25 protein-coding genes are annotated in these 26480 nt (G+C 43.3%); 15 read left to right on the plus strand and 10 right to left on the minus strand.

Annotated elements, in window-relative coordinates; translation table 11 throughout:
- Positions 1-298: 298 nt before the first annotated feature.
- From AAE02nite_RS06790 to AAE02nite_RS06805, 4 genes are all read left to right on the plus strand, one after another.
- On the plus strand, positions 299-1432 hold the full coding sequence (locus AAE02nite_RS06790; protein WP_146896277.1) for an AI-2E family transporter: 1134 nt from the start codon (positions 299-301) through the stop codon (positions 1430-1432).
- 109 nt (positions 1433-1541) lie between these two features.
- A complete protein-coding gene (locus tag AAE02nite_RS06795; protein ID WP_146896279.1) occupies positions 1542-2015 on the plus strand; it encodes a ferritin-like domain-containing protein in 474 nt (157 codons plus the stop codon).
- A gap of 326 nt (positions 2016-2341) precedes the next feature.
- A complete protein-coding gene (locus AAE02nite_RS06800; RefSeq protein ID WP_146896281.1) occupies positions 2342-3739 on the plus strand; it encodes an exonuclease domain-containing protein in 1398 nt (465 codons plus the stop codon).
- Positions 3740-4145: 406 nt separating this feature from the next.
- The gene (locus tag AAE02nite_RS06805; protein ID WP_146896283.1) at positions 4146-5630 is read left to right on the plus strand and encodes a hypothetical protein; all 1485 of its coding nucleotides are present in this window, start codon (positions 4146-4148) and stop codon (positions 5628-5630) included.
- A gap of 20 nt (positions 5631-5650) precedes the next feature.
- On the opposite strand, the gene AAE02nite_RS06810 is transcribed toward AAE02nite_RS06805, so the two are convergent.
- The gene (locus tag AAE02nite_RS06810) at positions 5651-6730 is read right to left on the minus strand and encodes a DNA topoisomerase IB (RefSeq protein ID WP_146896285.1); all 1080 of its coding nucleotides are present in this window, start codon (positions 6728-6730) and stop codon (positions 5651-5653) included.
- Between the two features lie 272 nt (positions 6731-7002).
- Between AAE02nite_RS06810 and AAE02nite_RS06815 the strand changes: the two genes are divergently transcribed.
- Both AAE02nite_RS06815 and AAE02nite_RS06820 read left to right on the plus strand, forming a co-directional pair.
- Positions 7003-7827 carry a M48 family metalloprotease gene (locus tag AAE02nite_RS06815; protein WP_146896287.1) on the plus strand — a complete coding sequence of 275 codons (825 nt, stop codon included), beginning with the start codon at positions 7003-7005 and terminating at the stop codon, positions 7825-7827.
- Positions 7828-7993: 166 nt separating this feature from the next.
- Positions 7994-9175 (plus strand): App1 family protein phosphatidate phosphatase, encoded by a 1182-nt coding sequence (locus AAE02nite_RS06820; RefSeq protein ID WP_146896290.1) that lies wholly within the window; start codon positions 7994-7996, stop codon positions 9173-9175.
- A gap of 7 nt (positions 9176-9182) precedes the next feature.
- Here the strand turns inward: AAE02nite_RS06820 and mtgA are convergent, their stop codons facing one another.
- On the minus strand, positions 9183-9905 hold the full coding sequence (gene mtgA / locus AAE02nite_RS06825; RefSeq protein ID WP_146896292.1) for a monofunctional biosynthetic peptidoglycan transglycosylase: 723 nt from the start codon (positions 9903-9905) through the stop codon (positions 9183-9185).
- Positions 9906-10155: 250 nt separating this feature from the next.
- Here mtgA and AAE02nite_RS06830 point away from each other — a divergent pair, with 250 nt between their 5' ends.
- Together AAE02nite_RS06830 and AAE02nite_RS06835 are read left to right on the plus strand one after the other, a co-directional pair.
- Positions 10156-10791 (plus strand): LON peptidase substrate-binding domain-containing protein, encoded by a 636-nt coding sequence (locus tag AAE02nite_RS06830; protein ID WP_146896294.1) that lies wholly within the window; start codon positions 10156-10158, stop codon positions 10789-10791.
- Positions 10792-10985: 194 nt separating this feature from the next.
- Positions 10986-12026 carry a metallophosphoesterase gene (locus tag AAE02nite_RS06835; RefSeq protein WP_170252537.1) on the plus strand — a complete coding sequence of 347 codons (1041 nt, stop codon included), beginning with the start codon at positions 10986-10988 and terminating at the stop codon, positions 12024-12026.
- Positions 12027-12030: 4 nt separating this feature from the next.
- On the opposite strand, the gene AAE02nite_RS06840 is transcribed toward AAE02nite_RS06835, so the two are convergent.
- Together AAE02nite_RS06840 and AAE02nite_RS06845 are read right to left on the minus strand one after the other, a co-directional pair.
- On the minus strand, positions 12031-12945 hold the full coding sequence (locus AAE02nite_RS06840) for a diacylglycerol/lipid kinase family protein (protein WP_146896298.1): 915 nt from the start codon (positions 12943-12945) through the stop codon (positions 12031-12033).
- A 14-nt stretch (positions 12946-12959) separates the two neighbouring features.
- Positions 12960-13769 (minus strand): M48 family metalloprotease, encoded by an 810-nt coding sequence (locus AAE02nite_RS06845; RefSeq protein WP_146896300.1) that lies wholly within the window; start codon positions 13767-13769, stop codon positions 12960-12962.
- 228 nt (positions 13770-13997) lie between these two features.
- On the opposite strand from AAE02nite_RS06845, the gene AAE02nite_RS06850 reads away from it, so the two are divergent.
- Positions 13998-14198 (plus strand): hypothetical protein, encoded by a 201-nt coding sequence (locus AAE02nite_RS06850; protein ID WP_146896302.1) that lies wholly within the window; start codon positions 13998-14000, stop codon positions 14196-14198.
- 86 nt (positions 14199-14284) lie between these two features.
- Here AAE02nite_RS06850 and AAE02nite_RS06855 read toward each other — a convergent pair whose 3' ends face one another.
- Positions 14285-15136, minus strand: a complete 852-nt coding sequence (locus AAE02nite_RS06855) for a murein L,D-transpeptidase catalytic domain family protein (protein WP_146896304.1) — start codon at positions 15134-15136, stop codon at positions 14285-14287.
- Positions 15137-15277: 141 nt separating this feature from the next.
- On the opposite strand from AAE02nite_RS06855, the gene AAE02nite_RS06860 reads away from it, so the two are divergent.
- Positions 15278-15712 (plus strand): hypothetical protein, encoded by a 435-nt coding sequence (locus tag AAE02nite_RS06860; RefSeq protein WP_146896307.1) that lies wholly within the window; start codon positions 15278-15280, stop codon positions 15710-15712.
- A gap of 89 nt (positions 15713-15801) precedes the next feature.
- Here the strand turns inward: AAE02nite_RS06860 and AAE02nite_RS06865 are convergent, their stop codons facing one another.
- Both AAE02nite_RS06865 and AAE02nite_RS06870 read right to left on the minus strand, forming a co-directional pair.
- Positions 15802-16410 (minus strand): hypothetical protein, encoded by a 609-nt coding sequence (locus AAE02nite_RS06865; protein ID WP_146896309.1) that lies wholly within the window; start codon positions 16408-16410, stop codon positions 15802-15804.
- A gap of 658 nt (positions 16411-17068) precedes the next feature.
- On the minus strand, positions 17069-17542 hold the full coding sequence (locus AAE02nite_RS06870; protein ID WP_146896311.1) for a DUF4199 domain-containing protein: 474 nt from the start codon (positions 17540-17542) through the stop codon (positions 17069-17071).
- 302 nt (positions 17543-17844) lie between these two features.
- Here AAE02nite_RS06870 and AAE02nite_RS06875 point away from each other — a divergent pair, with 302 nt between their 5' ends.
- Both AAE02nite_RS06875 and AAE02nite_RS06880 read left to right on the plus strand, forming a co-directional pair.
- Positions 17845-19461 (plus strand): ABC-F family ATP-binding cassette domain-containing protein, encoded by a 1617-nt coding sequence (locus AAE02nite_RS06875; protein WP_146896313.1) that lies wholly within the window; start codon positions 17845-17847, stop codon positions 19459-19461.
- 60 nt (positions 19462-19521) lie between these two features.
- Positions 19522-20241 carry a hypothetical protein gene (locus AAE02nite_RS06880; protein WP_146896315.1) on the plus strand — a complete coding sequence of 240 codons (720 nt, stop codon included), beginning with the start codon at positions 19522-19524 and terminating at the stop codon, positions 20239-20241.
- 119 nt (positions 20242-20360) lie between these two features.
- Here AAE02nite_RS06880 and AAE02nite_RS06885 read toward each other — a convergent pair whose 3' ends face one another.
- Together AAE02nite_RS06885 and AAE02nite_RS06890 are read right to left on the minus strand one after the other, a co-directional pair.
- Positions 20361-20516 carry a lmo0937 family membrane protein gene (locus tag AAE02nite_RS06885; RefSeq protein WP_146896317.1) on the minus strand — a complete coding sequence of 52 codons (156 nt, stop codon included), beginning with the start codon at positions 20514-20516 and terminating at the stop codon, positions 20361-20363.
- Between the two features lie 58 nt (positions 20517-20574).
- The gene (locus AAE02nite_RS06890) at positions 20575-20727 is read right to left on the minus strand and encodes a lmo0937 family membrane protein (protein WP_146896319.1); all 153 of its coding nucleotides are present in this window, start codon (positions 20725-20727) and stop codon (positions 20575-20577) included.
- Between the two features lie 327 nt (positions 20728-21054).
- Here AAE02nite_RS06890 and AAE02nite_RS06895 point away from each other — a divergent pair, with 327 nt between their 5' ends.
- On the plus strand, positions 21055-21945 hold the full coding sequence (locus AAE02nite_RS06895; RefSeq protein WP_146896432.1) for a 3-hydroxyacyl-CoA dehydrogenase family protein: 891 nt from the start codon (positions 21055-21057) through the stop codon (positions 21943-21945).
- A 15-nt stretch (positions 21946-21960) separates the two neighbouring features.
- Positions 21961-24129, plus strand: a complete 2169-nt coding sequence (locus AAE02nite_RS06900; RefSeq protein ID WP_371863461.1) for a pyrroloquinoline quinone-dependent dehydrogenase — start codon at positions 21961-21963, stop codon at positions 24127-24129.
- 300 nt (positions 24130-24429) lie between these two features.
- Here the strand turns inward: AAE02nite_RS06900 and AAE02nite_RS06905 are convergent, their stop codons facing one another.
- Entirely contained in the window at positions 24430-25242 is an 813-nt protein-coding gene (locus AAE02nite_RS06905) for a 2,3,4,5-tetrahydropyridine-2,6-dicarboxylate N-succinyltransferase (RefSeq protein ID WP_146896321.1), read from the minus strand.
- 63 nt (positions 25243-25305) lie between these two features.
- Between AAE02nite_RS06905 and AAE02nite_RS06910 the strand changes: the two genes are divergently transcribed.
- Complete coding sequence (locus AAE02nite_RS06910; RefSeq protein WP_146896323.1) at positions 25306-26442, plus strand: glycosyltransferase family protein; 1137 nt, start codon at positions 25306-25308, stop codon at positions 26440-26442.
- The last annotated feature ends 38 nt before the right edge of the window (positions 26443-26480 follow it).

Genomic DNA, 26480 nt, shown 5'->3' on the forward strand with positions numbered 1-26480 from the left:
TAAGGATTTAATCCGATACGGAAAACCGGCGAATGAGCCGCTAAAGGCCAAAGGGCGTAAAAAATCACATAAAATGTTATAAAATAAGCATCTTTATTCTGGTTTATAAGTAACCAAATTCAGACGGAACAGGTTCAATAAAAAGCTATTTTAATTGGCTTTTTTGCTAATATAAAGAGCAAAATAGATTAATAATAATATTTAATTTTATTACCGCCAAGTCCTGCGAAAAATATTACCCTATATTCCCAAACAAAATAAAACTCATTACGCTTAAAGGTTTAAACGTTAACTTTTTATGGAACTTAAATTACCAAATTACTTAAAATACACCATTATTTTACTGGGGTTGATTTTATTGCTCTACCTGCTCCAAATGTTTCAGTCTTTTCTGGTGCCTATTCTTTTTTCTGTTTTATTTGCTTTGTTGCTATTGCCCATCTCGGAACGGCTCGAAAAAAGAATGCCTCGTTCTTTAGCTATTATTACCAGCATTGTATTTATTATTCTGATTTTAGGCTTGCTTATTTATTTGCTTTCGATGCAGATAGCCAGCTTTTCGGAAGAGATGAAGAATATTTCGGATAAGCTGCTGGTGTTTGTAAACAAGATTCAACAATTTCTTTTTCAGAAGTTTGGCATTCAGCCTACCAGCAAAAATGAACTGTTAAGCAAAAACTTAACTGCTTTGCAGGAAACCGGCACCCGATTTCTGGGTAGCACTATTTCGGTTACTACCGGCGCTTTAAGTGTAATTACTTTAATACCCATCTATATTTTTTGTATGCTCTATTACCGCGACCATTTCCGGCGGTTTATCTTCCAGTGTATTTCGCGGGATAAACGCGATGCTTTTATGACCACGATGGATAATATTCAGAAAGTGGTAGAAAGCTATATTTCCGGGTTAATGATTGTAATAGTAATTGTGGCCATCCTGAATACCATTGGTTTAATGATTATGGGCGTGCCTTATGCTATTTTCTTTGGCGCTTTTGCCTCGGTGCTGACCGTTATTCCGTATATTGGTATTTTAATCGGAGCTTTGCTACCGGCTTTATTTACACTCATCCAAACGGGTTCCTTGTTCAATGCCCTCATCGTAGTTGGTATATTTACTTTCGTTCAGTTTTTAGAAGGAAATTTTATTACGCCCAATATTACCGGTTCTAAAGTAAGTATTAACCCGTTTGCTGCTATTCTGGCTTTAATTATTGGGGGCGAAATATGGGGAGCCGCCGGCATGATTTTGTCTATTCCGGTAATTGCCATGTTAAAAGTTGTATTTGATGCTTACGAACCGCTACGGCCAATTGGTTTTCTGCTGGGCGATACCAGTCAGAAAAACACCGAGCCGGGCTTTTTCAGTAACCTGATTACCCGAATTAAAAAGAAGCTCAAATCTCAGCCTTCCGAACAGGAGACCAAATAACCCATGTAACTTAAAGTGTCTGAAAGGGGTATAAAGTTTTACTCCGGCCGGAATTACTTAAGAAAAAGAAAATTGCGCCGGGAATTGGACCTTGTTAACTGAAAAAACTATGAATAGCAATTTTGAAGAAAAAACTTTTAGGGCCGTAAACGACCTCGTAGAAACTGCCAAAGCCGGCATGAAAGGCTACGAAACCGCCGCCGAAAATGTAGAAAATCCGCAGATTAAAGCGGAACTAAGCCGTTTAGCCCAACAACGGGCTTCATTTGTAAGCGAATTAGAAACCAATGCCCGCCAATACGGCATCGAAACCCGGAACGACAATACCGTAGAAGGTGTGGTAATGGATGCTGCTAATGCCGTACACCGGGGTTGGATTAATTTAAAATCGGCCATTTCGGGTAATAGCACCTCTGCTATTTTAAACGAATGCGAAAACGGCGATGCTGCGGCGCTGAAAACCTATGAAGAAGCCCTCAAAGTTCAGGACTTACCTATGGATGTACGGAGTGTGATTGAACGACAGCACCATGACATTCTGGAAGCTAAAAACCGCTTAACAACCCTAAAAACAGGAATGTAAAAAATTAGTAAGTTTAGTGTTTGTTAGGAAAAAAGCAGCCAATAAGGCTGCTTTTTTTTATAGCCTTTTTAGTGGGACGCAACTATATGCTTACCTGAATTTGAAAGTATAAATTAATAATGACAGGAATTAATATGGTGGGAAGCTAAAATAATTTACCTGCAGTAAAGATTTTTAAATAAAATAGAACTTAAATTGAATTTTTAACTTTTTACTAACTAATTTAGTATTACTAATAAAAGGAAACGTATTTGCCTTTTTTCGGGTTTGTAAAACAGAGCTGCTATAAGCCCCGAAATAATCGTTCTTAAAAACTCTTCTTTGTTTTGTACGCCATTATAGATATTGAAACCACGGGTGGTCAGCCGGCCCAGGACAGAATAACTGAGATTGCCATTTTTATCCACGATGGTAAAGCCATTGTAGATAAATATCATACTCTCATTAATCCGCAGCGGCCCATCCCCTACTTTATCACCCAACTCACCGGCATTACCGACGATATGGTGCGGGATGCGCCTAAATTTCACGAAGTAGCCAAAGAAATTGTCCAGTTTACCGAGGGCAAAATATTTGTAGCCCACAACGTTAGGTTCGATTATTCTTTTGTAAAAAAAGAATTTGGTGATTTGGGTTACAATTACCAGCGTAAAACCTTGTGTACCGTAAGGCTTAGCCGCTCTTTAATACCGGGATTACCTTCTTACAGTTTAGGTAAACTTTGCCAGAGCGTTAACATAGAACTTAAAATGCGGCACCGGGCCATTGGCGATGCCGAAGCCACCGCCGTTCTTTTCGACCGCTTGCTGAAATTGAACCAACCCGCTATAGATGCCACGCCAGATGCATTGGAAAATAATAAAAAGATAATTTCCTCGGCGGTAAAAACGTCGTTGCTGCCCCCGCAGATCTCCCGCGAGCAGATAGATGCGTTACCAGATCAGGCCGGCGTGTATTATTTCTACGACAGCGATGGTGAAATTATTTACGTAGGTAAAAGCATAAATATTCGCAAACGTATTATCCAGCATTTTAATATTGATTATAAAAGCAAAAAATCGCTGGAGTTTAAGAACCGGATTGCTGATATAACTTACGAGTTAACCGGGAGCGAACTGGTGGCTTTGTTGTACGAGTCGGACGAAATAAAAAGGCTGAAACCTTATTATAACCGGCAACAACGCCGCAGCGTGTTTAGCTCCGGCATTTATGCTTATTACGACCAGAATGGTTACAAACGCTTGACTTACGATAAAGTGAGCAGCGACCGCATACCACTTATTGCGCTTTCGAATCATCATAAGTCTAAAAGTTTTCTTTTTCATAAGGTAGAGAAGTTTAATCTTTGCCAGAAAATGTGCAGCCTGTACAAATCTAACGGAGCTTGCTTCGATTATCAGGTGCACCAATGCAAAGGCGCTTGCGTGGGTCAGGAATCGCCGGAAGAATACAACGCCCGGGTAGATGCGGCTATTGATTCCTTTAGCTTTGAGCACGAAAATTTTGTACTGATTGGTAAAGGCCGGACGCCCGAAGAAAAATCGATAGTTTGCATCGAAAACGGTCACTACTTGGGTTTTGGCTTTATTGATGAAACTTTTAGTGCAGCTAATTTTAATGATTTTAAAGAAGTTATCAAGCGCTACAACGACAATAAAGACGTGCAGCAAATAATTAGGGGCTATATGCGTTCTGGTATGCGCGATAAATTACTTGTTTTTTAATTTATTATTTCTGGCAATAAGCATAATTACTGATTAAATAAATTCAGGCGTAAACAATTTTATAAACCACCTATCTTCTGCAAGAAAAAGGCTTTATTACAGTTAACCTCTCCAGCGGTAATATCTTTCCCGGCAATCCCAATAATTTAAGTATTACTGATTAGAAAGCTCCTTTTGCCTTCCAAAAATATTCCCACCTAATTAAAAGCTTAACCTCGTTCTCTCCTATTGCTATTAATCCCTTATTTATATATAATATTTATTATACTTAATCTATATTTCTACGTTTAAGTATTTATTACCGTACACGCAATTTTCTCTACGTATTTACTGCCATAAACAGATTAAATTGGCTAAATCCTTCGGCAGAAAATAAGCGGTCAGATTATATAAATAAATTAAAAGCATGTTGCAGCCGTTAACCCGCTTTGTTTTTCTTTTCAGTTTATTATTCCTGGGGAGTTGTGCCAGGGAAAATTATTTTCAGAAAAATGCGCTATACACTGCCTCGGAGGCAGAAAAACTTGCGCAGCCAGAACCAGGGTTTGTTTGGGCAACTGCCGGTAAGCATTACCAACGATCTAAGGTACACACCTTCATTTGGGGTAAGCATTACCGGGATGTGTGGGCCACGCCGGTGGCAGTACCAATATTAAATTTAACTCAAATAAGCGGCGGCTTAGTGCCGTCCGAAATAGGTGGCGGCTTACAAACCACCAGCCTGACCCTGGTAAACTCCGAAGGCCGCTCTTTTACCTTACGTACCCTCGATAAAGACCCGGTTAAATCTTTGTCGCCGTTCTGGCAAAAAACCTTTATCAGTAACATCATGCGGGATCAAACATCGGCTATAAACCCGTACGGGGCCTTTACGGTACCGCCGCTGGCCAAAGCTGGGGAAATATTCCACACCAATCCGGATTTGTTTTATGTTCCGGCCGCCGGTTCCGGTTTAGGTAAATTCCAGGAATTATTTGCGGGGAAATTAGTAATGCTGGAAGAGAAATTCGAAAATAAAGAATCTTTAACGCCTAACTTTGGCAAGGCCACGCAAGTTATAAACTCCAAAAAACTGTTCCGGGAGGTAAAATCATCTCACCATAACCAGGTAGATCAATTGGCTTTTGCCCGCGCCCGCTTGTTCGATATTCTGATAATGGATTTAGATCGCCACGAAGGGCAGTGGAATTGGGCCGAATACCGCATGGACGCTGGTACCGTCATTTATAAACCCATTCCCAAAGACCGAGATTATGCTTATTACCAATTTGCCGATGGCCTGATTCCCTGGCTGCTGACCCGTCGGGTTTTAGTTGGAAAGATGAAAGCCTTTATTCATAATATTCCGGATGTAGCCGGATTGGCTTACAAAGGCAGAGAGTTAGACAAAAAGTTTTTAAGCCAAATTTCGGCAGAAGAATGGGCACAGGTGGCGAAGGAACTTCAGTCAGCTCTTTCTCAGCCGGTTATTCAAGAGGCCATGTCTAGGTTTCCGCATCCGGTTAATCAAGGGGCTAGTGCCCAAATAAGTAAAAAGTTAACCCAACGCGTAAATAATTTACCCCAATTAGCCGACGAATATTACCAGTTGTTAGCCAGCAATGTAAAGGTTTTGGGTTCTGAAAAAAGGGAGAAATTTATTGTAAAGCAGTTGCCAGACAAAACTACCCTGGTAGAAGTTTTTACCTTACCCGAAACCCCCGGGGAATCGCCTCGCCTTCTTTATCATCGAATTTTTACTTACCAGGATACTAAGAAGATAACGTTAGATGGCGTGGGTAATAAAGATGAATTTGTAGTAGATAAGCCGGGCAAAAGAACTCCGGTAATAAAAATTAAAGAAAGAAAAAGTAAAACCGAATTAATGGCTGAAGGGCATAAATCGAAATAAATACCGACTGAATCTTTTATTTAATTTGGTTTTACCGACTTCAACATCTCCAGCACCATTCGCTCGATCGGTGACAAATAGGAAGTACCATTGCTGGGGGCATCGTGTTTTTTGAGGTAATCGTAGAGCTTATCTTCTTTAAAAATATCCAGTACTTGGGGATGTACATAATATTTGCTGCAAACAGCGGGGGTATTGCCCAGGCCTTTAGCTACGTGTTTAAAAGCTTCCTTTACTGTTTTTTCTTTCTCCAGTTCGGGCTGCTCTTCCAGCATTTGTTCCAGGCATTGCACCATTAAAACAGTGCCGCCCCAGGTCCGGAAATCTTTGGCCGTAAAATCCTGCTGGCTAATTTCCTGAATATATTCGTTTACATCACCCGATTCTAAGGTTTGCCGCTCGCCGTTTTCATCGAAATATTGAAATAAATCGTAGCCCGGAATATCTTTGCATTTTTTTACCAATTTAGCCAGGCGGCGGTCCCGAACATCTATTTCGTGCTCTACACCTTTTTTACCAACAAAGCTAAATTTAATATTATCGCCTTCAATTTTCACATGCCTGTCGCGCAGGGTGGTAAGGCCGTAAGATTTATTTGATTCCGCGTAGTACTTGTTACCAATCCGGATAAGTGAATTATCGAGTAAGTTTACCACTACCGCCGCAATTTTGCGTTTATTTAACTCTTTTTGGGACAGGTCTTTCTCAATTTGTTCCCGCATTTGGGGCAGGCTTTCGCCAAAAGCTATCATCCGGCCAAACTTGGTTAAACTCCGTACATCGCGCCACTTGGCGTGGTAAATATATTGCTTCCGTCCTTTCTGGTCGCGGCCGGTAACTTGTATATGCCCATTGGGCGAAGGACTGATCCAAACATCGGTCCAGGCCGGCGGAATTATTAATTTTTTAATTCGTTCCAGCGTTTTTTCATCGGTTATTTCTTCACCTTTCGGGTCAATAAATTTAAAATCTTCGCCTTGTTTCTCGCGGGTAATGCCTTTGCGGGTGTCGGGCAGATACCGTAAACCAGCCAGGGAGGCGGCGCCGGCTAAATCGGCATGGAGTGCCTGAACATCTATTACGGCTAAACTTTTTGTCATTTTCAGAATATTTACTTCCGGTTCGGAATGTAATTATTAACCGATATTAGCCTAAAAGGTTTTTGGTTAAGTGGCTTAGCCAAATAGTTGTAGCTATTTAAAATTCCCTGCCCCTATTAGGTTCATCTTTCTCCTGAAATATTAATAAGCTGCCCGATTTAGTTTTTCGTAAAACGAATGAATACCGTTGTAAAAAGCCGCTGTCAGTCTGAAAAGAATTCGGCAACCCAAAGGCTTTGCTTAAATTGCGCTAAATTTTCACGCTTTAAACTATGAAACAAATTATTTATTCTTACCGTCTGGCATTATTTGGTTTGCTGCTGGCGTTCTTTACCCAATCGTGCGCTAAAGATAAAAACGGCGACCGGCTGTTGTTTTCAATTGATCAGGATATTGCCCTGGGCGAGCAGGTTGCCCACACCGTAGATTCTACTTACCGGGCTAAAGGCCAGTTAATTGAGCGGAATAATGCCCGTTACGCTCCTGCCTACCAAAATCTCGACCTGATTGTGAAGCGTATTTTAAACTCGGGTCAGGTAGCTTATAAAGATGAATTTAAATGGGATACCAAAATAATAAAAGACGATAAAACCCTAAATGCTTTTGCCACCCCGGGCGGGCATATTTACGTGTTTTCCGGCCTGATAAAATACCTGGATAATGAAGACCAGTTTGCCGGGGTTTTGGGCCACGAAATTGCCCACGCCGATAAGCGCCACACCACCAAGCAACTGCAAACCCAGTACGGTATTAATATTTTGCTGGCCGTTGTACTCGGCGAAAACCAGGGTGCCCTTACCCAAATAGCCACCAGTCTGACCGGATTAAAGTTTGGCCGGGATGCCGAGCGGGAAGCCGATGATTTTTCGGTAATTTACTTGTCCGGTACCGATTATGCTTGTAACGGGGCAGCCGGTTTCTTCCAGAAAATGGAAGCCGAAAATCAGGGCGGCGCTGTGCCGGAATTTTTTAGTACGCACCCCAATCCGGGTAACCGCATCCAGGCCATTAACGATAAAGCCCAGCAGCAAGGCTGTAAAACCACACCTTCGGGTTCCGGCAGCTTTGCCCAACTAAAGAATAACCTTAATCAGTAACCCAACCGGTAAAAAAAGAGTAAATCCCGGTAAAAACCGGGATTTTTTATTTCCGGCTATGAAGCTTTATTGCCAGTGTTTTCTATTAACCGGCCTTACGAAGCATAAAGAAAAAGAAATAACAGAACTACTCCGGCAACCGTTCCGGAGGTAAATTTTGAACGTTATGGCAGATTGGCAAAAACAATTTACGCGCCTGGCATCTAACCTGGAAGACCAAGCCGATGATATTATTCTGAGCATCCGCCAGCGCTTGGGTTTATTTAATCCCTTGCAAATTATTACCTATCGGAGCTACGGCACCCGAAACCGGCTTTACCTCAAAGGCCGGGTGCTGGCCGATAAAGGCGTTACTCCGCCCGCTGATACGGATACTATTCTGGATAATATTCTGAACATCTACCGGCGTTTTGAAAGCGATGAAATACCGAATGCCCGTTTAAAAATAATGTTTCAGGACCAGGAATATTTTACCACTACCGATAAAGAAGGCTACTTTGTCATAAACCTGGAACCCAAAACACCGTTGGAATTAGCCGATATCTGGCACCACATGGTAGTTGAATTGGTAGATGCTCCTGTAAAAATTCCGGATGGGCTGCAGGCGAAAGCCGAGATATTAGTACCGCCACTGGACGCCGAATACGGCATTATCAGCGACATAGACGATACTATTATTAAAACCCAATCTACCAACATGGTGGCCATGTGGGGCAACGTGGTTTTTCATAATGCCCACTCGCGGCTACCATTTGCCGGCGTTTCGGCTTTTTACAAATCGCTGCAATTAGGTCGCAACGGTAAGCGCAATAATCCTTTCTTTTACGTATCGAGCAGCCCCTGGAATATGTACGATTTGCTCCACGATTTCATGGATATCAACGGGATTCCGCCAGGGCCCATCTTGCTCCGCGATTTCGGATTGGAAAAAGAAAAACTCTTCCGCTCCGACCACATGGGCCACAAGTACAAAGAAATCCAGAATATATTGCTTACTTACCCGGAACTAAACTTTGTGCTGATTGGTGATAGCGGCCAGGAAGACGCCAATATTTACCGCGAAGTAGTTAAAAATTTCCCGACCCGCATCCTGGCCATTTACATCCGCGATGTGGAACTTCCCGACCGGGCCAAAATGGTGGTGGAAGTATCGGAAGAACTTAAAAAAGGTAAAGTAGAAATGCTGCTAGTAGAAAATACCGTAAAAGCCGCCGAGCACGCAGCCAAAATAGGCCTGATTTTTCAGGAAGAAATTCCGGCTATTGTAGAAGAAAAAATAAAAGACGAAAGTCCCGAACCGGAAGAAAATGCAGCACCTGAAAACCCAACACCTAAGACCGATAAATAAACTTAACTCATTTTTCTTTTCCGTCGGTAATTGGCTTTACGTGGGCTACGCCGCCTAGCCGGCGCATATTCTGTACCACGCGCCGCCTTTTGCGCAAAATAGCGCCACTTGGGTTTTTAACCGAATATTTTATGGGGTTGGGCAATACCGAAGCAATTAAAGCGGCTTGGTTTGGTGTTAAATCTTTTGGCGATTTTTTAAAATATATCCGGGCGGCTTCTTCTATGCCAAAAATGCGGTCTCCCATTTCGGCTATGTTCAGGTAAACTTCCATGATGCGTTTTTTACCCCATAGCAGTTCTACTAAAAAGGTAAAATAAGCTTCTACGCCTTTGCGGAGGTAACTTCGGCCGTGCCAGAGAAACACGTTTTTGGCTACCTGCTGGCTAATAGTACTCCCGCCCGCAACACGTTTGCTTTTCTGGTTATGCTCAAAAGCACCCTTCATGGCTTTAAAGTCAAACCCATCGTGTTTCAGAAACAATTGATCTTCGGCGGCAATTAAGGCCAATGGCACTTGTTCCGATACCTCCTCGATGGCAACGTACGTGTATTTGATTTTTTTATTAGGCAATTCCTGTTTACCGGCGGCGGCACGGCGTTTAAACATGTGCAAGGTGGCCGGCGGTGGTAACCAACGGTATATCAAAACCCAAAGAATGCTCCCCAGAAATAAAATCAAAATAAGCTTTACTACCAGTGCCTTGATATTCAGATTTACCTTCTTCATGCTTCCTTATTGCGCAAAAATACAAAATTAAAATTTCTGTAAACCAATCTGCCCAACATACCGGAGCCACTTTATAGGCTTTTCATTAATTTAAAAGACTCCTTTAATACTTGTAAATGTTTTAAGCAGCGATGACAGTTCAGTATATTTACGAACAGTATCGCAATCCGGGCGCTTCAAATAAAGTAAAGCCGTCCGGCTCCGTATTTTTCCGTATAAAAGGTTACTTTCGTTATCTTACTTCTTTTAAATGACGCGATTTTTGCCTTTGTTTCCGTTGAACCTGGTGGTTTTTCCCGGCGAGAAGCTGAACCTGCATATTTTTGAGCCCCGCTACAAACAACTAATTCAGGAGTGTGAAACCAGCGGCGTCACGTTTGGCATTCCGGCTTATTTGCAAAACCAGGTTTCCGCCATTGGCACTGAGGTGAAACTTTTAAGTATTCAAAAGATTCACTCCAAAGGCGAAATGGATATTAAAACCGAAGGCCTGCGACTTATCCGGGTTCTCGACTTTTTTAAGCAGGCACCGAATAAATTTTACCCGGCCGGCACTATTGAAGAAATACCCGATGTTCTGAACGAAGATCCGCAGCTTAAAATAAAAATTACAGAATGCATCCGGCAGTTGTACAGCATTTTGGGTATTAATAAAATATTTTTGCAATTACCGGCCAACTACCGGATATTTGATATTGCCCATCACCTAGGGCTGACTACCGAGCAGGAGTACGAGTTGTTACAATTGCCCGATGAACTAACCCGGCAGGAGTTTGTGTGGCTGCACCTGCAGAAATTATTGCCAGTGGTGCTGGAAACCGAGAAACTAAAAGAACGGGTAAAAATGAACGGGCATTTTAAAAATGTGGTACCGCCTAACTTTTAAGCCTCAAAAAAGGTATGTATACTAAATAGTTCTCAGGCTGGTGCATGGTTTATCATTATTTTCTTTATTTTTTCATATCGCTTTGTCTCTGTTTTCTGGCTGCCTATTTACTCGAACGCCGCTACCGGCGCAGGCCCTATTTTAAACTTCAAGCTGATCACTGTCCGGCCTCCCTGTCCGACCTGGAAAAACCAGTGCATTCGGTGGCCTTACTCGGCGATCCGGGCAGCATAACCGATTCCGAAAACGATCCTATTCTGGTGCTAATGCGCAAATGGATGGAAAAGAATGGCCCGGACGGCACGCTGATTATTTTGGGCGATAATATCTACCCCACTGGCTTACCACCATTTTCCGGATTTAAAAGAGAACAGGCCGAGCGCCGGATAATGGCACAACTCAACACGTTTAAAAAACACCAGGGCCAGGTAATATACCTGAGCGGTAACCACGACTGGAATAAAGGCCGCTCCAATGGATACCAGTACGTGCTGGAGCAGCAGGAATTCATCCGGAAAGAGCTAAATAATACGCACAGTTACTTGCCTTTAGATGGCTGTCCGGGTCCGGTTTCCAGGCCGTTAGTGCCGGGGCTGCAGTTAATTATTATTAATACGCAATGGTGGGTACAAAGGGGCTTGCGCCCTATTGGCAAAAACTACAACTGCACGGTAGAAACCGAAGAACAGTTTTTTCAGGAGTTAAGTCTTTTGCTGGAGCAGCACCGCAACGACTGCGTAGTGCTGGCGGCCCATCATCCTTTGTTCAGCAATGCCCAGCACGGAGGACACTCAACGGTAAAACAGCACTTTTTCCCGTTAACGGCGGCGCACAAAAAATTATACGTACCCTTACCGGTAGCTGGCTCGGTATACCCGGTTTACCGCAAATTTTTTGGAGCTTACGAAGATATGGCGCATCCCCGGTACCGCCGGCTCCGCAAAAAATTACTGCGTTTACTGCACCAGCATAAAAATATTATTTACGCAGCCGGCCACGACCATAACCTGCAATATTTCCCAATTAGAGGCAACCATTATTTAGTAAGTGGCTCGGGTTCGAAAACCGCTTTTGTAAAGAAAGGCGGCAAAGCAGCCTTTACCCACGAACACAAAGGCTTTTTTGTAGTTGATTATTACGCGCCTAATGAGGTCTGGCTGCGGGCCCTCGAACCACCCACCCTGCTAAGCCACGCCCAGGAAATTATTTTTCAGCGCAAAGTTTTGGGTTCTTAATATTTTATTGCGTTTCCTCTTCTACAACTGGCGGCATCAGCACCGATAAACTTTTGGTATTCATTTTAACGATTAAGGTATCACTCGTTTCTACCAGTTCGCCGTCAATCTGTAATATATCATCGGCGCTTTTCCGGATAGTAGCCGATTTGCATTTTAATATGCGGGAGTAAACCGAATTATGAATTTTATCGGTGTATAAACTAAAGAGCAAACCAATAGCTGCTCCTTTCGGGAAAGGTTCTATCAGGCAAATTTCAAAAAAGCCATCGTCTAGAATGCCGCTGGGGTTTATGGTAGCGTTACTGCCAAAAGCATTGGCATTGGCGATGGTTACCATAAAGGCTTCTCCTTCCCAATATTCTTTATCTGTCTGGATTTTATAAGAAAAAGGTGCGTAATTGATATATTCCTGCAAAGCAATCCAGGCGTAGGCACCAGGTCCACGGGTTTCGCCCTCATTAAATTTTTTTACGATAAACGCATTAAAACCTAAGTCGCTTAAATGAAAAACGGTTTTGCCGTTAATGTCCAAAGAATCTATCTTCCGGATAACGCCGTTTTTGAGGAGCGCCAGTGCCTGATCTATTTCCTGGGGTATGCCAATATCTTTAGATAAACCATTGCCGGAACCCAATGGAATAATACCCAGCGGAATAGAACTAAAATTTAGAATTTCGGCTACCAGGCTCACGGTTCCGTCGCCGCCAATAGCCATTACTACATCCGGCTTTTGGGTTGCTATTAACTCTTTTATTTCGTTGCAATCGTTATCTCCGGTAGTGTGGTAAAAGGTAAGTTGCAAGTGGTGTTCGTAGCAATATTCTTCCACCATGGCCTGAACCTCTTCTTTGCTTATATCGCCCGAAATAGGGTTCAGCACAAATAATGCTTTCTGAAAAGAAGGCTTTTGTAACATAAATAGGATAATGATTATTTAATTAAGCCACTAGGTACACCCTCTGGAAACTCCTGCTCTATAGCGGTTTGCAGACGGGCTATCCGGTTTTCGGGATTGGGATGGGTTTGAAAGAATTCTACACCGCCCCCGCCTTCCCGGCCAGCGCCCAATATTTCCATTACCCCTATCATAGCGCGAGGATCGTAGCCGGCCTGGGCAGTAAACCGGACGGCCCAGTTATCCGACTCCAGTTCATCATCGCGGCCGTATTTTAAAGTCATGAGTTTGGCTATAGCGGCCGCAGCAACTGCGCCGGTGGCACTGGCCGGCCGATCCGGATCGTAAGTAGCAATGCCGGCTGCACTGGATAAGCCCTGGGTAAGTTTAGCTTTTGCCAGCTGCTCGGCCGAATGGCGGGCAATTACATGACCTATTTCATGCCCTAAAACTCCGGCCAGTTGCCCTTCGGTCTGGAGCTTACTCAGTAAGCCCGCCGTTATAAATATTTGACCGCCGGGCAACGCAAAAGCATTTAATGTTTTTTCGTCGGCCAGCAAGTGAAAATCGAATTTATAAGGGCTGGTACCGGCTTTGGTTTGTTCTACCAACCGCTGCCCTATTTCTTTTACCTTGGCGGTGGCCTGCTGGTCGGAATGCAAGCCGCCGTACTGCGCCGCCATTTCCGGCGCGGCCTGTAAACCCAGGGCAATTTCCTGGTCTACCGTCATGTCTATGTGTTGGGTTTCGCCGGTAATTTCATTTTCTTCCCGTTTACACCAATAGGTAATAAAGGAAAAACCGGCAATGAGTAAGGCGATAATATATCTAAGGGATCCGCGCATGATTTCTAGTATTTATACGGATGTATGAACGCTAAAGCGGGGGTATAGTTTCATGGTTATATTCCGGAAACAAGGAATATTTTCAACTCTAAAATTACCGGCTACAGGCAGACATTCGCTACAAAACAGGGCTGGGTAGAAATTAAAAAAAAACTATATACCCGCAGTTAATTATAACGTAAAAGGTGAACAGTTTAGAATAGAAAGAAAAACTTAAATACTGTAACCATGAACATGAAAAGATCTTTTGGTGCCCTTTTAACCATACTGGGCATAATTGGCATAATTTGGGGTGCATATAGTTTTATGACCGGTGGCGGCGGTGGTTTGCCCGGTGGCCGTTTTAATGCTCTGATTCCGTTTGTAGTAGGATTAATATTTTTCGGTTCCGGTATAGGCCTGGTAAAAGGCACCAAAGACGAAGCTTAAACGCTTTAAAACAAAGAAGCCCGCCGACTATTATGGTCGGTGGGCTTCTTTGTTTTAATTACCTCGTAGTTTATACGGATTTAACCTTAAATACTTGCCTGAATACTCGATGGGAAAGTTTTATTTTCGGCGGCAAACTGGGTCAGGGCACCGGTTTTATCTAAATACACCGAGGAGTAAGAATCTACATCCGCATCAATATATAGCACAGATTTGTCTTTAATTAAATTTATTATCTTTTCGTTTAATTCGGCAGGAACCGCCGGGCAACCATGGCTGCGGCCTAACCGGCCCTGGCGTTTAACAAAATCGTTGCTGACATAATCGGCCCCGTGTACCACAATGGCTCGCTGATAAGCGTTGGAATTAAAGCCGGCATCCATGCCGTGTAACTTTAAAGACAAGCCGTGTTTGCCAAAGTAGGTATTGCCGGTTACATAAAAACCAAGGCTGCTCTGGTGCGAATTTATTTTATTCGAAAAAACTGTAGCCAAATCGTTGCCACTGCCCTGCCCGTGCGCTACCAACGTATGATAAACTAATTTTTCGCTTTTCAGGTCAATAATCCACAGGCGCTTCTGCCGGCTCGATTTACTAAAATCAACAATCGACAAAACAGATTTGGTAGCGGGTATTTTTTTGTTGCGCTTCAGATTTTGGAAACCGATTACTGCTTTCCGGTAAATATCCAGTTTTAAGCCTTTTCCTCTTAAATCCATCCGGTCGAAGCTATCATCAATATAATCTTCAAAGGCTTTTTCTACCGAAAGTTCGGCTATCGCCGGGTTTTCGGCTTCCATCGCCATCGCACGTTCGGCAGTAACATTAGCCGAGGCTATTATGGGTTGCGCCGGAGTAATACCCGGACTTTGACTAACGGCAGGCTTGGTAAAGGCAAATAAGATAAAAGCGGCACTTAGTACAGTGTATCTTTTCATATATGCTTTTTTATTAGGGTACTCTATGAACGCGATTTACAAAGATAATTGTTCCCAACTTTAAAATTTAAGCGTTTTTTCTCCAATTTATCCCCGCCGCGCAGCATCTTTGCACTATAATTTAATTATTAATCCTTTCCCATGCTTTTATTATTAGTCAATTCTGATAATTACAAAATATTTTTGCGCAAGCATTTAGCTTTTTTAAATGTAATTCTTTTAGCTTTTACCTGCTTTATTACCAGTTGTTCATCGCCGGTTGATTTACCGGATTTTGACGAAAAAGCCTGGCAAAAAGATGTCCGGAGTTGCCAGAATATCAGACCCACTTTAGTGCCGGCCTTACTTAAAAACAAATCGCAATTGGTTGGTTTAAATCACAACCAAATATTGTCAACGTTAGGAAAGCCCGAAGGAAATTCGCTCGAAAAAAGCGGTGAGCGGGTTTATTTCTATTACCTCCAGTCCGGCGACCAATGTAAAAACAAGACGATGCAATCCGCCGCCAGTAAACTTTTTATCCGGTTCGATGCCCTGGATCGGGTTTATAAAGTCCGGGTTGATAATGAAGGATAGCGCAATCAAACATTGGTATAATATTTAAAGAAAAAAGCCGCTAAATATTTTAGCGGCTTTTTTCTTGCAAGGATTCGGCTGTTACGCTCTTACTGATGGTTATCTTTTTTCATCTTGTTCCGGCGATTCTCTTTTTTAATATGCTTGGCCTTCTTCTCTTTATTGCTGCCGGTATTGGCGTTTATAGCACCCTGGTTATTTGTGGTACCAGCCTCGTTGGGGTTAACGGCACCACCATTAACCGAAGTACCGGTTGCGGCGGCACCCTCCAAAGACTGTCCCCCGTATCCGGTAGCCTGATAATTGTTTCCAGCGGTGTTGGCAGGCGCCCGGCCCTGGGTTGCTAAGTAAGCCGTAAATTGTTCCTGTGAAACAGTCTGAGCCAATTGCCGCTCAAACTCCTGGTTTGCCGCCTGTAATTTTTGCTGCCGGGTGGCTGCATCATTGGCATACATATTATTTATTTCTCTTACCTGCTCGTTTTTAGCCCGGCTTAAATCGCGCAAACGAATATACTGGCCTTCGTTTAGTTGCATCTGGTTTGATAGTTGCCGGATAGCATCGCTGGTACTTACCGTAGAAAGGTAATCTTTATTTGGTTTTCCGGTATGGTGAGCCATACCAGCGCTGCCTTCGGTTTGGGCAGAAACAGCCAAAACACTCAGCGTAAAAAAAGTACTTAAAATTAACTTCTTCATATTCTTATAACTTTAGTTAACCTTGTCAATTATGTTTCTGAGCTGCTGAAATTGTTTACTTTAAGTTAGTAAATTTTTAGCTCATTAGCTATTATTTGCTGTTGTTTTATACGTATATGAGCCAATTTGGTGGAAAAAAATGGCCAAAAAATTAAAATTAAGCACTTTTCAGCTCTGGTAAGCACAACCGAGGTTGTAGCCAACAGTATAAATCAACTTCAAAGAACCATCCGTTGATGATCCCATTCCTATCATTTTTTAAGGAAAAAGAAATAATACAATCTGCCCTAAAAAAGGCCAGATTTTACCAAGGCTTTATACAAATTTAGAGAACTATGTACTTTTAACCTGAATACAAAACAGATAAGTTTGCGGTGTTAAAAGCGGCAGAAAATCCAATGCTGTTGTTTTATCCTTCAGGCAATGATGGTGGCCTCATGCATTTCTTTAGCAGATAATTTAAAGGCCCGCTGGTGTAGATATAAAAATTTTAAAATTCAGGACAAAATACCTTTGGTCTATCGAGCCAAATCGCTTAAATAAATATTCCGCAGGACTAAAATACAGAAAGCCGGCAATATACCGGCTTTCTGTATTCTAACGCTTAAAGCTGCATGGCCGCGTCCCAATAAGATTTCTATTCCCGATTCTTAATAAATCAGGCCTTCTTGTTCTCGAAGCTGCCACCGGAGTTATCGTATAACATCATCAGGGTATAGCCGGTAAAAGCCCCAATCATCAGGCCCAACAACGTAATGGAGCCGGCCAAAGCCAGAGGTGATAAAAAGGTACCAAAATAATCCTGGGTTCTTAAAGATTGCTGGTAATCCTGGTCGATGAAATGGGCGTATAAAAATATAAAAGCCGCGTACAGCGCGGAACCTACCAGACCAACCACAAACCCAATTCCTAAACCAGGCAGATACGGCATATGACCGCCTCTGGACCGTTTAAAAGTACCAATAGCCAGCACTACTGCAATTATAATAAAGATATGACTGGAAAAACGGACCACCTCTATATCCGACAGGCCCAATAAAACCATTACTATAAAATAAATTATCATTAATACACACGCAATTATACCATATCGTACGCCGATACTTGGTATAGAGACTTTTTCTGTTGCCATATTCTTTCGTTTAATGGTTAACTTTTTATAAAAAATAAAAAGCCTGATACTGTTTCTTCTTATATGTTTGAAATTATATACTAGGTTATCCCACTCTGTGTTTTATATTTTAGCCATTTTTTCTGTTTTACCAGCTTATTATTATTTCTTATTCATTATGTCTGATGCCTGTAAACCGGCGCCAAAACAAAGTTCAGATTCTTTCGAACCTCCGCTTAACCTGTTTGGTTAGTTTAAATTAGTTCAATTAAAAGTTTAACCAAAATAATTTCCGTACCTTTGCGGCCGAAAAAATTCCTGATATGATTAGTACCTCCAATGTTAGCTTGTCGTACGGTAAGCGCACATTATTCGAAGACGTAACCATAAAATTTATCCCCGGTAACTGTTACGGCCTGATAGGTGCCAATGGTGCCGGTAAATCAACTTTCCTTAAAATATTATCCGGTGATATCGATCCGCGGACGGGACGGGTAGAAATTCCGGGTGGAATGCGCCTGGCTGTTTTAAAGCAAAACCACTTTGAGTTTGACGAGTTCCCGGTATTGCAAACCGTAATAATGGGTCACAAACGCCTGTACGATATCATGCAGGAAAAAGACGCCATTTACGCGAAAGAGGATTTTACCGAAGAAGATGGCTTGCGGGCCTCTGATCTGGAAGCCGAGTTTGCTGATTTGGAAGGCTGGAACGCCGAAAATGACGCGGCTACCCTTTTGAACGGATTGGGCATAACAGAAGAACTGCATTATTCGCTGGTTAAAGAATTGAGCGGCAGCGAAAAAGTGCGGGTATTATTAGCCCAGGCGCTGTTTGGCAACCCCGATATTTTATTGCTCGATGAGCCTACCAACCACCTGGATGCCGAATCTATTCTGTGGCTGGAGCATTTTCTGGATAACTTTACTAATACGGTAATTGTAGTTTCGCACGACCGCCACTTCCTGGATGCGGTGTGTACGCACGTGGCCGATATTGATTACGGTAAAATTCAGTTATACGCAGGAAATTATTCTTTCTGGTACGAATCGAGCCAGTTAGCTTCTAAACAGAGATCCGAAGCCAACAAGAAAACCGAAGATAAACGCAAAGAACTGGAAGAATTCATCCGGCGGTTCAGCGCCAATGCTTCTAAATCTAAACAGGCTACTTCGCGCCAGAAATTACTGAATAAATTAACCTTAGAAGATATTAAGCCTTCTTCCCGGAAGTACCCTTACATTCAGTTTAAACCCGAGCGGGAAGCCGGAAACCAACTGCTAACCGTAGAAAACCTGGGCAAAACACTGGAAGACGGCACAACTTTATTTAAAAACATCAGCTTTACCGTTGATAAAAAAGATAAAATTGCCGTTTTGGGCCGCAACGACTTGTCGGCATCTACCTTCTTCGAAATTTTAATGGGTGAGAAACAGGCGGACAGCGGTTCATTTACCTGGGGCACTACGATTACTACGGCTTTCTTCCCGAAAGACAATGCTCATTATTTCGATACCGATTTGAACCTGGTGGATTGGCTGCGACAATTCTCCGATGAAAAGGACGAGAGTTTTATCCGCGGCTTTTTGGGCCGGATGTTGTTTACCGGCGAAGAATCGCTTAAGAAAGCCAATGTTTTATCCGGCGGTGAGAAAGTGCGTTGTATGCTGTCTAAAATGATGCTGCAATCGGGTAACTTCCTGTTACTGGATGAACCTACGAACCACCTGGACTTAGAGTCTATTACAGCCTTAAACAACGGTTTAAAAGACTTTACCGGCACTATTTTATTTTCTTCGCACGATTTACAGTTTGTTGATACCATTGCTAACCGCATTATAGAGCTTACACCTAAAGGAATTATAGACAAGCGCATGAGTTACGAAGAATACCTGGAAGATGAGCAGATAAAAGCTTTACGGCAGAAAATGTATAATTAAGCCACTTTATACTTTTAGGTCAGGTAAATCGTTTTGGTATTAAACTTAAATTCCGCAGAAATGCTGCCGACCCATACTAACAAATTCAGCCGTTGGGCTGTTCTTCTGGTTTTCTTTTTTTGGGGTACCTGGGCTACGGCAGTGGCCCAGGAAAGAGATAGTACCCAGCAAAAACCGCAGCTAGATACCAGTCCGCCGGCCGTTCCGGCGCAGCCGCAAGCCCCGGTTACCCAACCCAACCGGCCAGTGCCACCGCCTCAACCGCAACCCGAACCTGAACCCGAAGAAAAAGAAGAACCGGTAACAGAAAGACCCAGCATCCGCGAAAAACTATTTATCGGCGGCAGCGGCGATTTAGGATTCAGCAGCAATTCTTACTACGGCAACTTTTTTAATATTGGCGCCTCTCCTATTCTGGGTTACCGCATCACCAAGCGTTTTGCGCTGGGCCCCGGTATAGTTTATAATTATTATAATTTAGGGGGCAGGTCTTTCAGCGATTACGGTGCTAAAGCTTTTACGCAGGTTATTCTTTACAAAGCATTTTTCCTGCACGCCGAACACCAAATATTAAATACCCAAGGCTATGATTCGTCGGGCCGGATTACACCGGATAGCCGCCAAAATATTCAATCTACGCTGGCCGGAGCCGGCTACCGGCAAATGGCTTCGGACCGTTTCGGTTTTGACTTGTATTTGCTGTTTAATATTGCCAACTCTAACGGCGTGCGAAATTCGCGGCCTATTTTACGGGCTGGTTTTATCTATAATTTAAAATAGCTTACTGTACTTACCTTTCACAGTAAATAAATATTCCGGTTGAAGCTAGATAATTAATAAACAGAAAGAGCGCCTTGCGGGCGCTCTTTCTGTTTATTAATTATTTTATAACTGGCTATTTAAGCAGCTCCGCGAATTAATCTTAAAATAATGGCAATAACGGCAATAACCAGTAAAATATGGATGATGCCACCAACAGTGTCACCAAATCCTAAGAAACCAATTAACCAAAGAATAATTAACACAACTGCAATAATATACAATAAATTTCCCATAGTTTTAATTGTTTAAAGATCAAAGTTTAAGTTCAAGGTTTAAGTCTAAAATCGAAAGTTAAGCGCTGCGGATTAGCCGGAGAATAATGGCAATAACGGCTATTACCAGCAAGATGTGAATAATGCCACCTACCTGGTTTGGAAATCCAAGAAATCCGATTAGCCATAGTATAATTAATACTACTGCAATAATATAAAGCATGTTTCCCATAGTTTGTTTTTTTTAATATAAGGACGAATATCTAAATTGTTAATTTTTTTTAAAACCCCTTTAAAAACAAGCTTTTAATCAGCTACCCTTGTTTTTCCAGAGACTTCAATTTTTAATTTTTCCTATTTACGCAGTTATATTCCAAAAGATTTATATAGGTATATTTTTTTTATTTCTTTTTACAAAAAGCTTGAAAAAACTGGCATAAATATACGAGTTATCCACCCCTATATACTCAATATTTCAGAACAGGTTTTGCTGCCGGATACCTTAAAATCTATAAATTTAGAGCGGCGTACTTAAACTGGTACGTAAGAAAAAAATATGGTGAAAAATATTTCCGTAATTGGTGCCGGCACCATGGGCAATGGCATCGCCCACGTGTTTGCGCAGCATGATTTTAACGTAGCTTTAATTGATGTTTCGGCCCCAGCCCTGGAAAGTGCTTTGGCTACCATTGCTAAAAATCTGGACCGGCTGATGACGAAAGGCACCCTGACCGAAGTCGAAAAAAAATCTACCCTTGCCAATATCCAAACTTTTACCGACCTGAAAACCGGCGTTGCTACGGCAGATGTGGTAGTGGAAGCCGCCACCGAAAATGCGGATTTAAAACTGAAAATATTTAAGGACTTAGAGGCTTTTACCCCGCCCGAGGCTATTCTGGCCTCTAATACTTCTTCTATATCCATCACCCGGATTGCTGCGGCCACCAATCGCCCCGGTCAGGTAATTGGTATGCATTTTATGAACCCGGTTCCTATTATGAAACTGGTAGAGGTAATCCGCGGCTACGCCACCTCACCGGAAGTAACGGCTACCGTAATGGATTTGGCAAAAAAATTAGGTAAAATGCCGACCGAAGTAAACGATTATCCGGGCTTTATTGCCAACCGCATTTTAATGCCCATGCTGAATGAAGCCATTTATGCCCTGTACGAAGGCGTAGCCGGCGTGGAAGAAATTGACACCGTTATGAAATTAGGCATGGCGCACCCAATGGGGCCGCTGCAACTAGCTGATTTTATTGGATTGGATGTTTGTTTATTTATTTTGAAAGTGATGCAGGATGGATTTGGTCATCCTAAATACGCTCCGTGCCCTTTGCTGGTAAATATGGTTCAGGCCGGGCACCTGGGGGTTAAATCGGGCAAGGGCTTTTATACCTACACCGCCGGCAGCAAAGATTTACTAGTAGCCGAACAATTCAGAAGATAGATATTTATGGCTGCGATGAATTTTAGCATGAAGAAATCAACTTACTTTAAATCGCTGTTTATTTGCTTAGCTGCCTTGGGTGGCTGTACCCAAATAAATCAGAAGGCGAATCAGGTACCGGGGCGCGTGGGACAGGAAAAAGAATGGCCAGTTTACGGCGGCAACGCCCAGGGTAACCGCTACTCGGGCTTAAACCAGATAAACACCCAAAATGTAAGCCGCCTGCAAGTAGCCTGGACTTACCATACCGGCGACAACACCGGCAAAGGCACCGAAATGCAGAGCCACCCCATTATTAAAAACGGGGTTTTATATACAACCTCGCCAAAATTAAAAGTTCTGGCCTTGGATGCAGCTACCGGCACCTTGCGCTGGCAATTTGATCCGTTCCAGCACAAAGACCCAACCTTACATGCCAACCGGGGCGTAACTTACTGGGAAAATGGCTCCGACAAAAGAATATTGTTTACGGCCGGTCCGGTACTATATGCCCTTAATGCCCAAACAGGTCAACCCATTACGTCCTTTGGAAATAATGGGCAGGTAAGTCTTTACGAAGGTTTAGGCCGGGACCTGAAAGGTTTTTATATTATCAGTACTACGCCGGGCATTGTTTTTCAAAATCTTCTCATTCTGGGTTCACGGGTTTCGGAGAATGCCGATGCTGCACCGGGTTTTATACGGGCTTACGACATCCGGACGGGCGCTATTGCCTGGGTTTTCCGGACCATACCGCAACCCGGCGAATTGGGTTATGATACCTGGCCCGCAGATGTGTGGGAGAAGATAGGTGGCGCCAATGTGTGGAGCGGCATGAGCCTCGACGAAAAAAGGGGTTTGGTGTTTTTACCAACCGGTTCGGCCTCTTTCGATTTTTACGGGGGCAACCGGCCGGGTCAGAATTTATTTGCAAATTGTATAATTGCTTTAAAAGCCGCTACCGGTGAGCGCGTATGGCACTACCAAACGGTACACCACGATCTCTGGGACCGGGATTTGCCCTGCCAGCCTAATCTGGTAACCGTAAACCACCGTGGTAAAAAAATTGATGCCGTCGCGCAGGCTACTAAATCCGGTTTCATTTTTCTGCTGGACAGGGAAACCGGTAAGCCCTTGTTCCCGGTGGAAGAGCGGCCGGTACCCGCTTCGGATTTACCGGGCGAGGCGGCCTGGCCTACGCAGCCTTTTCCGTTAAAACCAGCGCCTTTCGCCCGCCAAACCTTTACCGAGGCTGATATTACAAATATTTCGCCGGAGGCGCACGCCCATGTAGCCGAACGGTTTAAAAAGGTAAAATCCGGCCGGCCTTTTATCCCGCCCAGTAAAGAAGGAACGGTAATTTTTCCGGGATTCGACGGCGGCGCCGAATGGGGAGGTAATGCTTTTGATCCGCAGGGTAATATTTTATACATCAATTCGAACGAGATGCCCTGGATACTGACCATGGTAGATGCTAAATCTAAAAGTGCAGAAAAACTATCGGCCGGGGCGCAGTTATATCGCCAGCATTGCGCTTCCTGCCATGGCCCTGACCGGTTGGGCGACCAGCACAGTTATCCATCGTTGGTGCAAATACAGGATCGGTTAAGCCGCCGCGACATTGAATTAACTGTAAAAAATGGACGGGGCCGGATGCCGGCGTTTGGGCATTTACCCGAAAAAGAACGGCAGGAAATTGTAGATTTCATCGTTAATCCGGATAAAAAAGCAGGAGCCGAACCGAAACAAAATATGGCAGTATCCGAAAAAACTCCGCAATTGCCTTACGCCCACACCGGTTATCATCGCTTCCTCGACCAGCAAGGTTACCCGGCTGTTAAGCCGCCCTGGGGTACTTTAAACGCTCTTGATTTGAATACCGGGGAATATTTATGGCAGGTACCGCTGGGCGAATTTGCCGAACTCACCCGGAAAGGTATTCCGCCTACGGGCACCGAAAATTACGGCGGTCCCATCGTTACCGCCGGTGGTCTGGTATTTATTGGCGCTACTAAGGATGAGAAGTTTAGAGCTTTTGATAAAAAAACCGGTAAAATTCTTTGGGAGACCACGTTGCCGGCCGGTGGCTATGCTACCCCGGCTACCTACCAGGTCAATGGCAAACAATACGTCGTTATTTCCGCTGGCGGGGCTAAAATGGGTACCAAAGCCGGTGATACTATTATAGCCTTTGCCCTTCCGTAAATTCGTTAATCGTTGTTCGTTATTCGATTTTTAGATATTCGAGGTTCGATATTCGATTGTCTCGTTTAGTGATTTAGAAATATTACAGTAATTCTTAAAACCCAAAAGCCGCTGGTAAGGTAATGTGTCCTTATCAGCGGCTTTCTTCTTGGCTTTTAGTTTTTCAGCGACTTATCTTAATAAATTTGCCACCAGTTTCAAACAATTATTCATTTACAAAATCAGAAATCGAACATTCAAAAATCAAACATTCAAATAACGAAACTCGAATATCGAACATCCAATAATCGAATCACGAAATTAAACGGCTACGGCATTCTCGCGTAAGGCATCGTTGAGGGAAGTTTTCAGGTCGGTGCTTTCTTTCCGTTGGCCAATAATGAGGGCGCAAGGCACCTGGAAATCGCCGGCCGGAAATTTTTTGGTGTATGAACCCGGAATAACTACCGAACGGGGTGGTACATACCCTTTGTATTCTTTGGGCGCTGAACCGGTGATGTCAATAATTTTAGAGCTGCCGGTTATGGTTACGCCGGCCCCAATTACGGCTTCTTTACCAATGCGGCAGCCTTCCACCAGAATACTTCTGGAGCCAATAAAAGCGCCATCTTCCACAATAACCGGCGCGGCTTGTACGGGTTCCAGCACGCCACCTAAACCTACGCCGCCGCTCAGGTGTACGTTTTTACCAACTTGGGCGCAACTGCCTACCGTGGCCCAGGTATCTACCATGGTTCCGGAATCTACGTAAGCGCCAATATTTACGTAAGAAGGCATCATAATTACGCCTGGCGCTAAAAAGGCACCGTAACGGGCAATCGCGTGCGGTACTACCCGTACCCCTAATTCGGCGTAATTTTCTTTTAAAGCAATTTTATCGTGAAACTCGAAAGGACCGGTTTTAATGGTTTCCATTTTCTGAATCGGGAAATACATTAAAACTGCTTTTTTTACCCATTCGTTAACTTTCCAGTTTTCACCATAAGGCTCGGCTACCCGAATCAGGCCTTTATCCAAATCGGCAATAACACTCCGGATGGCTTCGGTGGTTTGAACTTGTTGTAATAAGGAACGATCTTCCCAGGCTTGTTCTATCGTTTGTTGCAGCGTCATATTTAGGTTTGGTTTAATACCGGTTACATAGGTTTAAGCCGTAAAAGTAGTAGTTTTACCTTAATGAAAGAAACTAGAATTCTGCTGGCATCGGTCTTAAAACCTATCAACGACTCCCGCATGTTCCGGAAACTGGGTCTTTCCTTAGCCAAACTGCCCCACACCCAAATACTTATTTCGGGTTACACGGCCTTTATCCCACCCGCTCCTGCTAATATTCATTTTCACCCGCTTTTCCGGTTTAAGCGTCTGGGAATAGACCGTTTAAAAGTTTCCTGGCTTTCTTTTAAATTATGGTGGCAAATAGCGCCTCAGGTTTTAATTGTAGGTACCCACGAACTGCTGCTGGCAGCTTTGGTTTACAAGCTTTTCCGGCCATGCCGGCTCATTTACGATGTCCAGGAAAATTATTACCTTAACCTAACCACGCAGGGCACCTATTCTCCTGTACTCAGCCGTTTCCTGGCCAATACCATTCGCCTGACCGAGCGCTTTACGGCACCGTTTATAGATTATTATTTTCTGGCTGAAAGCAGCTATGCCGCCGAACTTCCTTTCCTAAAGAATAAATTTCTTATACTGCAGAATAAATATTGGCCAGATTCAGAAGAATCAAACCAAAAAGTGCCATTTCCGGGCCGGCAATTACCACCTGATAATATTCAATTACTTTACAGCGGCACTATTTCGGAATTGTACGGAGTTTTCCGGTCTATTCATTTAGTAGAAGCCCTGAACCGGATAGCCCCAATCTTTAAACTCACGATTATAGGTTATTGTCCGCAGCCCGCAGTTTTAGCCAAACTAAAAGCCTGCATTGCCGGCAAAGCTGCCATTACCTTAATTGGAGGAGATTACCTGGTGCCGCACCCGGAAATATTAGCTGCCATCAAGAAGAGTCACGTGGGCCTTTTACCGTACCAGCCGCATCCCAGCACCTTTAACTGTGTGCCTACCAAATTATTCGAATATTTAGGCAATGCCCTGCCCGTAATTATTCAGCAAAACCCGCTTTGGGAAACATTTATTCAAAAATACAGCGCCGGCTTAGCCATTGATTTCGGGAATATGGATGCACCAGCTATTTACGAAACTTTACGCAGCCAAATCTTTTATCGAAACACCACTTTAACCGAAGTCTTCTGGCAATCCGAAGAGGAAAAACTCTTTAATTGGGTTAAAACTATATTACATGTTTAACGTATTTGTTTCAACACTTCTTAAAATAATTTTTAGGT

Origin of the sequence: Adhaeribacter aerolatus, assembly GCF_007991635.1 — a bacterium.
Classification (GTDB): Bacteria; Bacteroidota; Bacteroidia; order Cytophagales; family Hymenobacteraceae; genus Adhaeribacter; species Adhaeribacter aerolatus.

What these genes read in the sequence shown, in the direction of transcription:
- AAE02nite_RS06790 (WP_146896277.1), top strand. Translation starts at nt 299, where the DNA reads ATGGAACTTAAATTACCAAATTACTTAAAATACACCATTATTTTACTG.
- AAE02nite_RS06795 (WP_146896279.1), top strand. Translation starts at nt 1,542, where the DNA reads ATGAATAGCAATTTTGAAGAAAAAACTTTTAGGGCCGTAAACGACCTC.
- AAE02nite_RS06805 (WP_146896283.1), top strand. Translation starts at nt 4,146, where the DNA reads ATGTTGCAGCCGTTAACCCGCTTTGTTTTTCTTTTCAGTTTATTATTC.
- AAE02nite_RS06810 (WP_146896285.1), bottom strand. Translation starts at nt 6,730, where the DNA reads ATGACAAAAAGTTTAGCCGTAATAGATGTTCAGGCACTCCATGCCGAT.
- AAE02nite_RS06815 (WP_146896287.1), top strand. Translation starts at nt 7,003, where the DNA reads ATGAAACAAATTATTTATTCTTACCGTCTGGCATTATTTGGTTTGCTG.
- AAE02nite_RS06820 (WP_146896290.1), top strand. Translation starts at nt 7,994, where the DNA reads ATGGCAGATTGGCAAAAACAATTTACGCGCCTGGCATCTAACCTGGAA.
- mtgA (WP_146896292.1), bottom strand. Translation starts at nt 9,905, where the DNA reads ATGAAGAAGGTAAATCTGAATATCAAGGCACTGGTAGTAAAGCTTATT.
- AAE02nite_RS06830 (WP_146896294.1), top strand. Translation starts at nt 10,156, where the DNA reads ATGACGCGATTTTTGCCTTTGTTTCCGTTGAACCTGGTGGTTTTTCCC.
- AAE02nite_RS06840 (WP_146896298.1), bottom strand. Translation starts at nt 12,945, where the DNA reads ATGTTACAAAAGCCTTCTTTTCAGAAAGCATTATTTGTGCTGAACCCT.
- AAE02nite_RS06845 (WP_146896300.1), bottom strand. Translation starts at nt 13,769, where the DNA reads ATGCGCGGATCCCTTAGATATATTATCGCCTTACTCATTGCCGGTTTT.
- AAE02nite_RS06850 (WP_146896302.1), top strand. Translation starts at nt 13,998, where the DNA reads ATGAACATGAAAAGATCTTTTGGTGCCCTTTTAACCATACTGGGCATA.
- AAE02nite_RS06855 (WP_146896304.1), bottom strand. Translation starts at nt 15,136, where the DNA reads ATGAAAAGATACACTGTACTAAGTGCCGCTTTTATCTTATTTGCCTTT.
- AAE02nite_RS06860 (WP_146896307.1), top strand. Translation starts at nt 15,278, where the DNA reads ATGCTTTTATTATTAGTCAATTCTGATAATTACAAAATATTTTTGCGC.
- AAE02nite_RS06865 (WP_146896309.1), bottom strand. Translation starts at nt 16,410, where the DNA reads ATGAAGAAGTTAATTTTAAGTACTTTTTTTACGCTGAGTGTTTTGGCT.
- AAE02nite_RS06870 (WP_146896311.1), bottom strand. Translation starts at nt 17,542, where the DNA reads ATGGCAACAGAAAAAGTCTCTATACCAAGTATCGGCGTACGATATGGT.
- AAE02nite_RS06875 (WP_146896313.1), top strand. Translation starts at nt 17,845, where the DNA reads ATGATTAGTACCTCCAATGTTAGCTTGTCGTACGGTAAGCGCACATTA.
- AAE02nite_RS06880 (WP_146896315.1), top strand. Translation starts at nt 19,522, where the DNA reads ATGCTGCCGACCCATACTAACAAATTCAGCCGTTGGGCTGTTCTTCTG.
- AAE02nite_RS06885 (WP_146896317.1), bottom strand. Translation starts at nt 20,516, where the DNA reads ATGGGAAATTTATTGTATATTATTGCAGTTGTGTTAATTATTCTTTGG.
- AAE02nite_RS06890 (WP_146896319.1), bottom strand. Translation starts at nt 20,727, where the DNA reads ATGGGAAACATGCTTTATATTATTGCAGTAGTATTAATTATACTATGG.
- AAE02nite_RS06900 (WP_371863461.1), top strand. Translation starts at nt 21,961, where the DNA reads ATGAATTTTAGCATGAAGAAATCAACTTACTTTAAATCGCTGTTTATT.
- AAE02nite_RS06905 (WP_146896321.1), bottom strand. Translation starts at nt 25,242, where the DNA reads ATGACGCTGCAACAAACGATAGAACAAGCCTGGGAAGATCGTTCCTTA.
- AAE02nite_RS06910 (WP_146896323.1), top strand. Translation starts at nt 25,306, where the DNA reads ATGAAAGAAACTAGAATTCTGCTGGCATCGGTCTTAAAACCTATCAAC.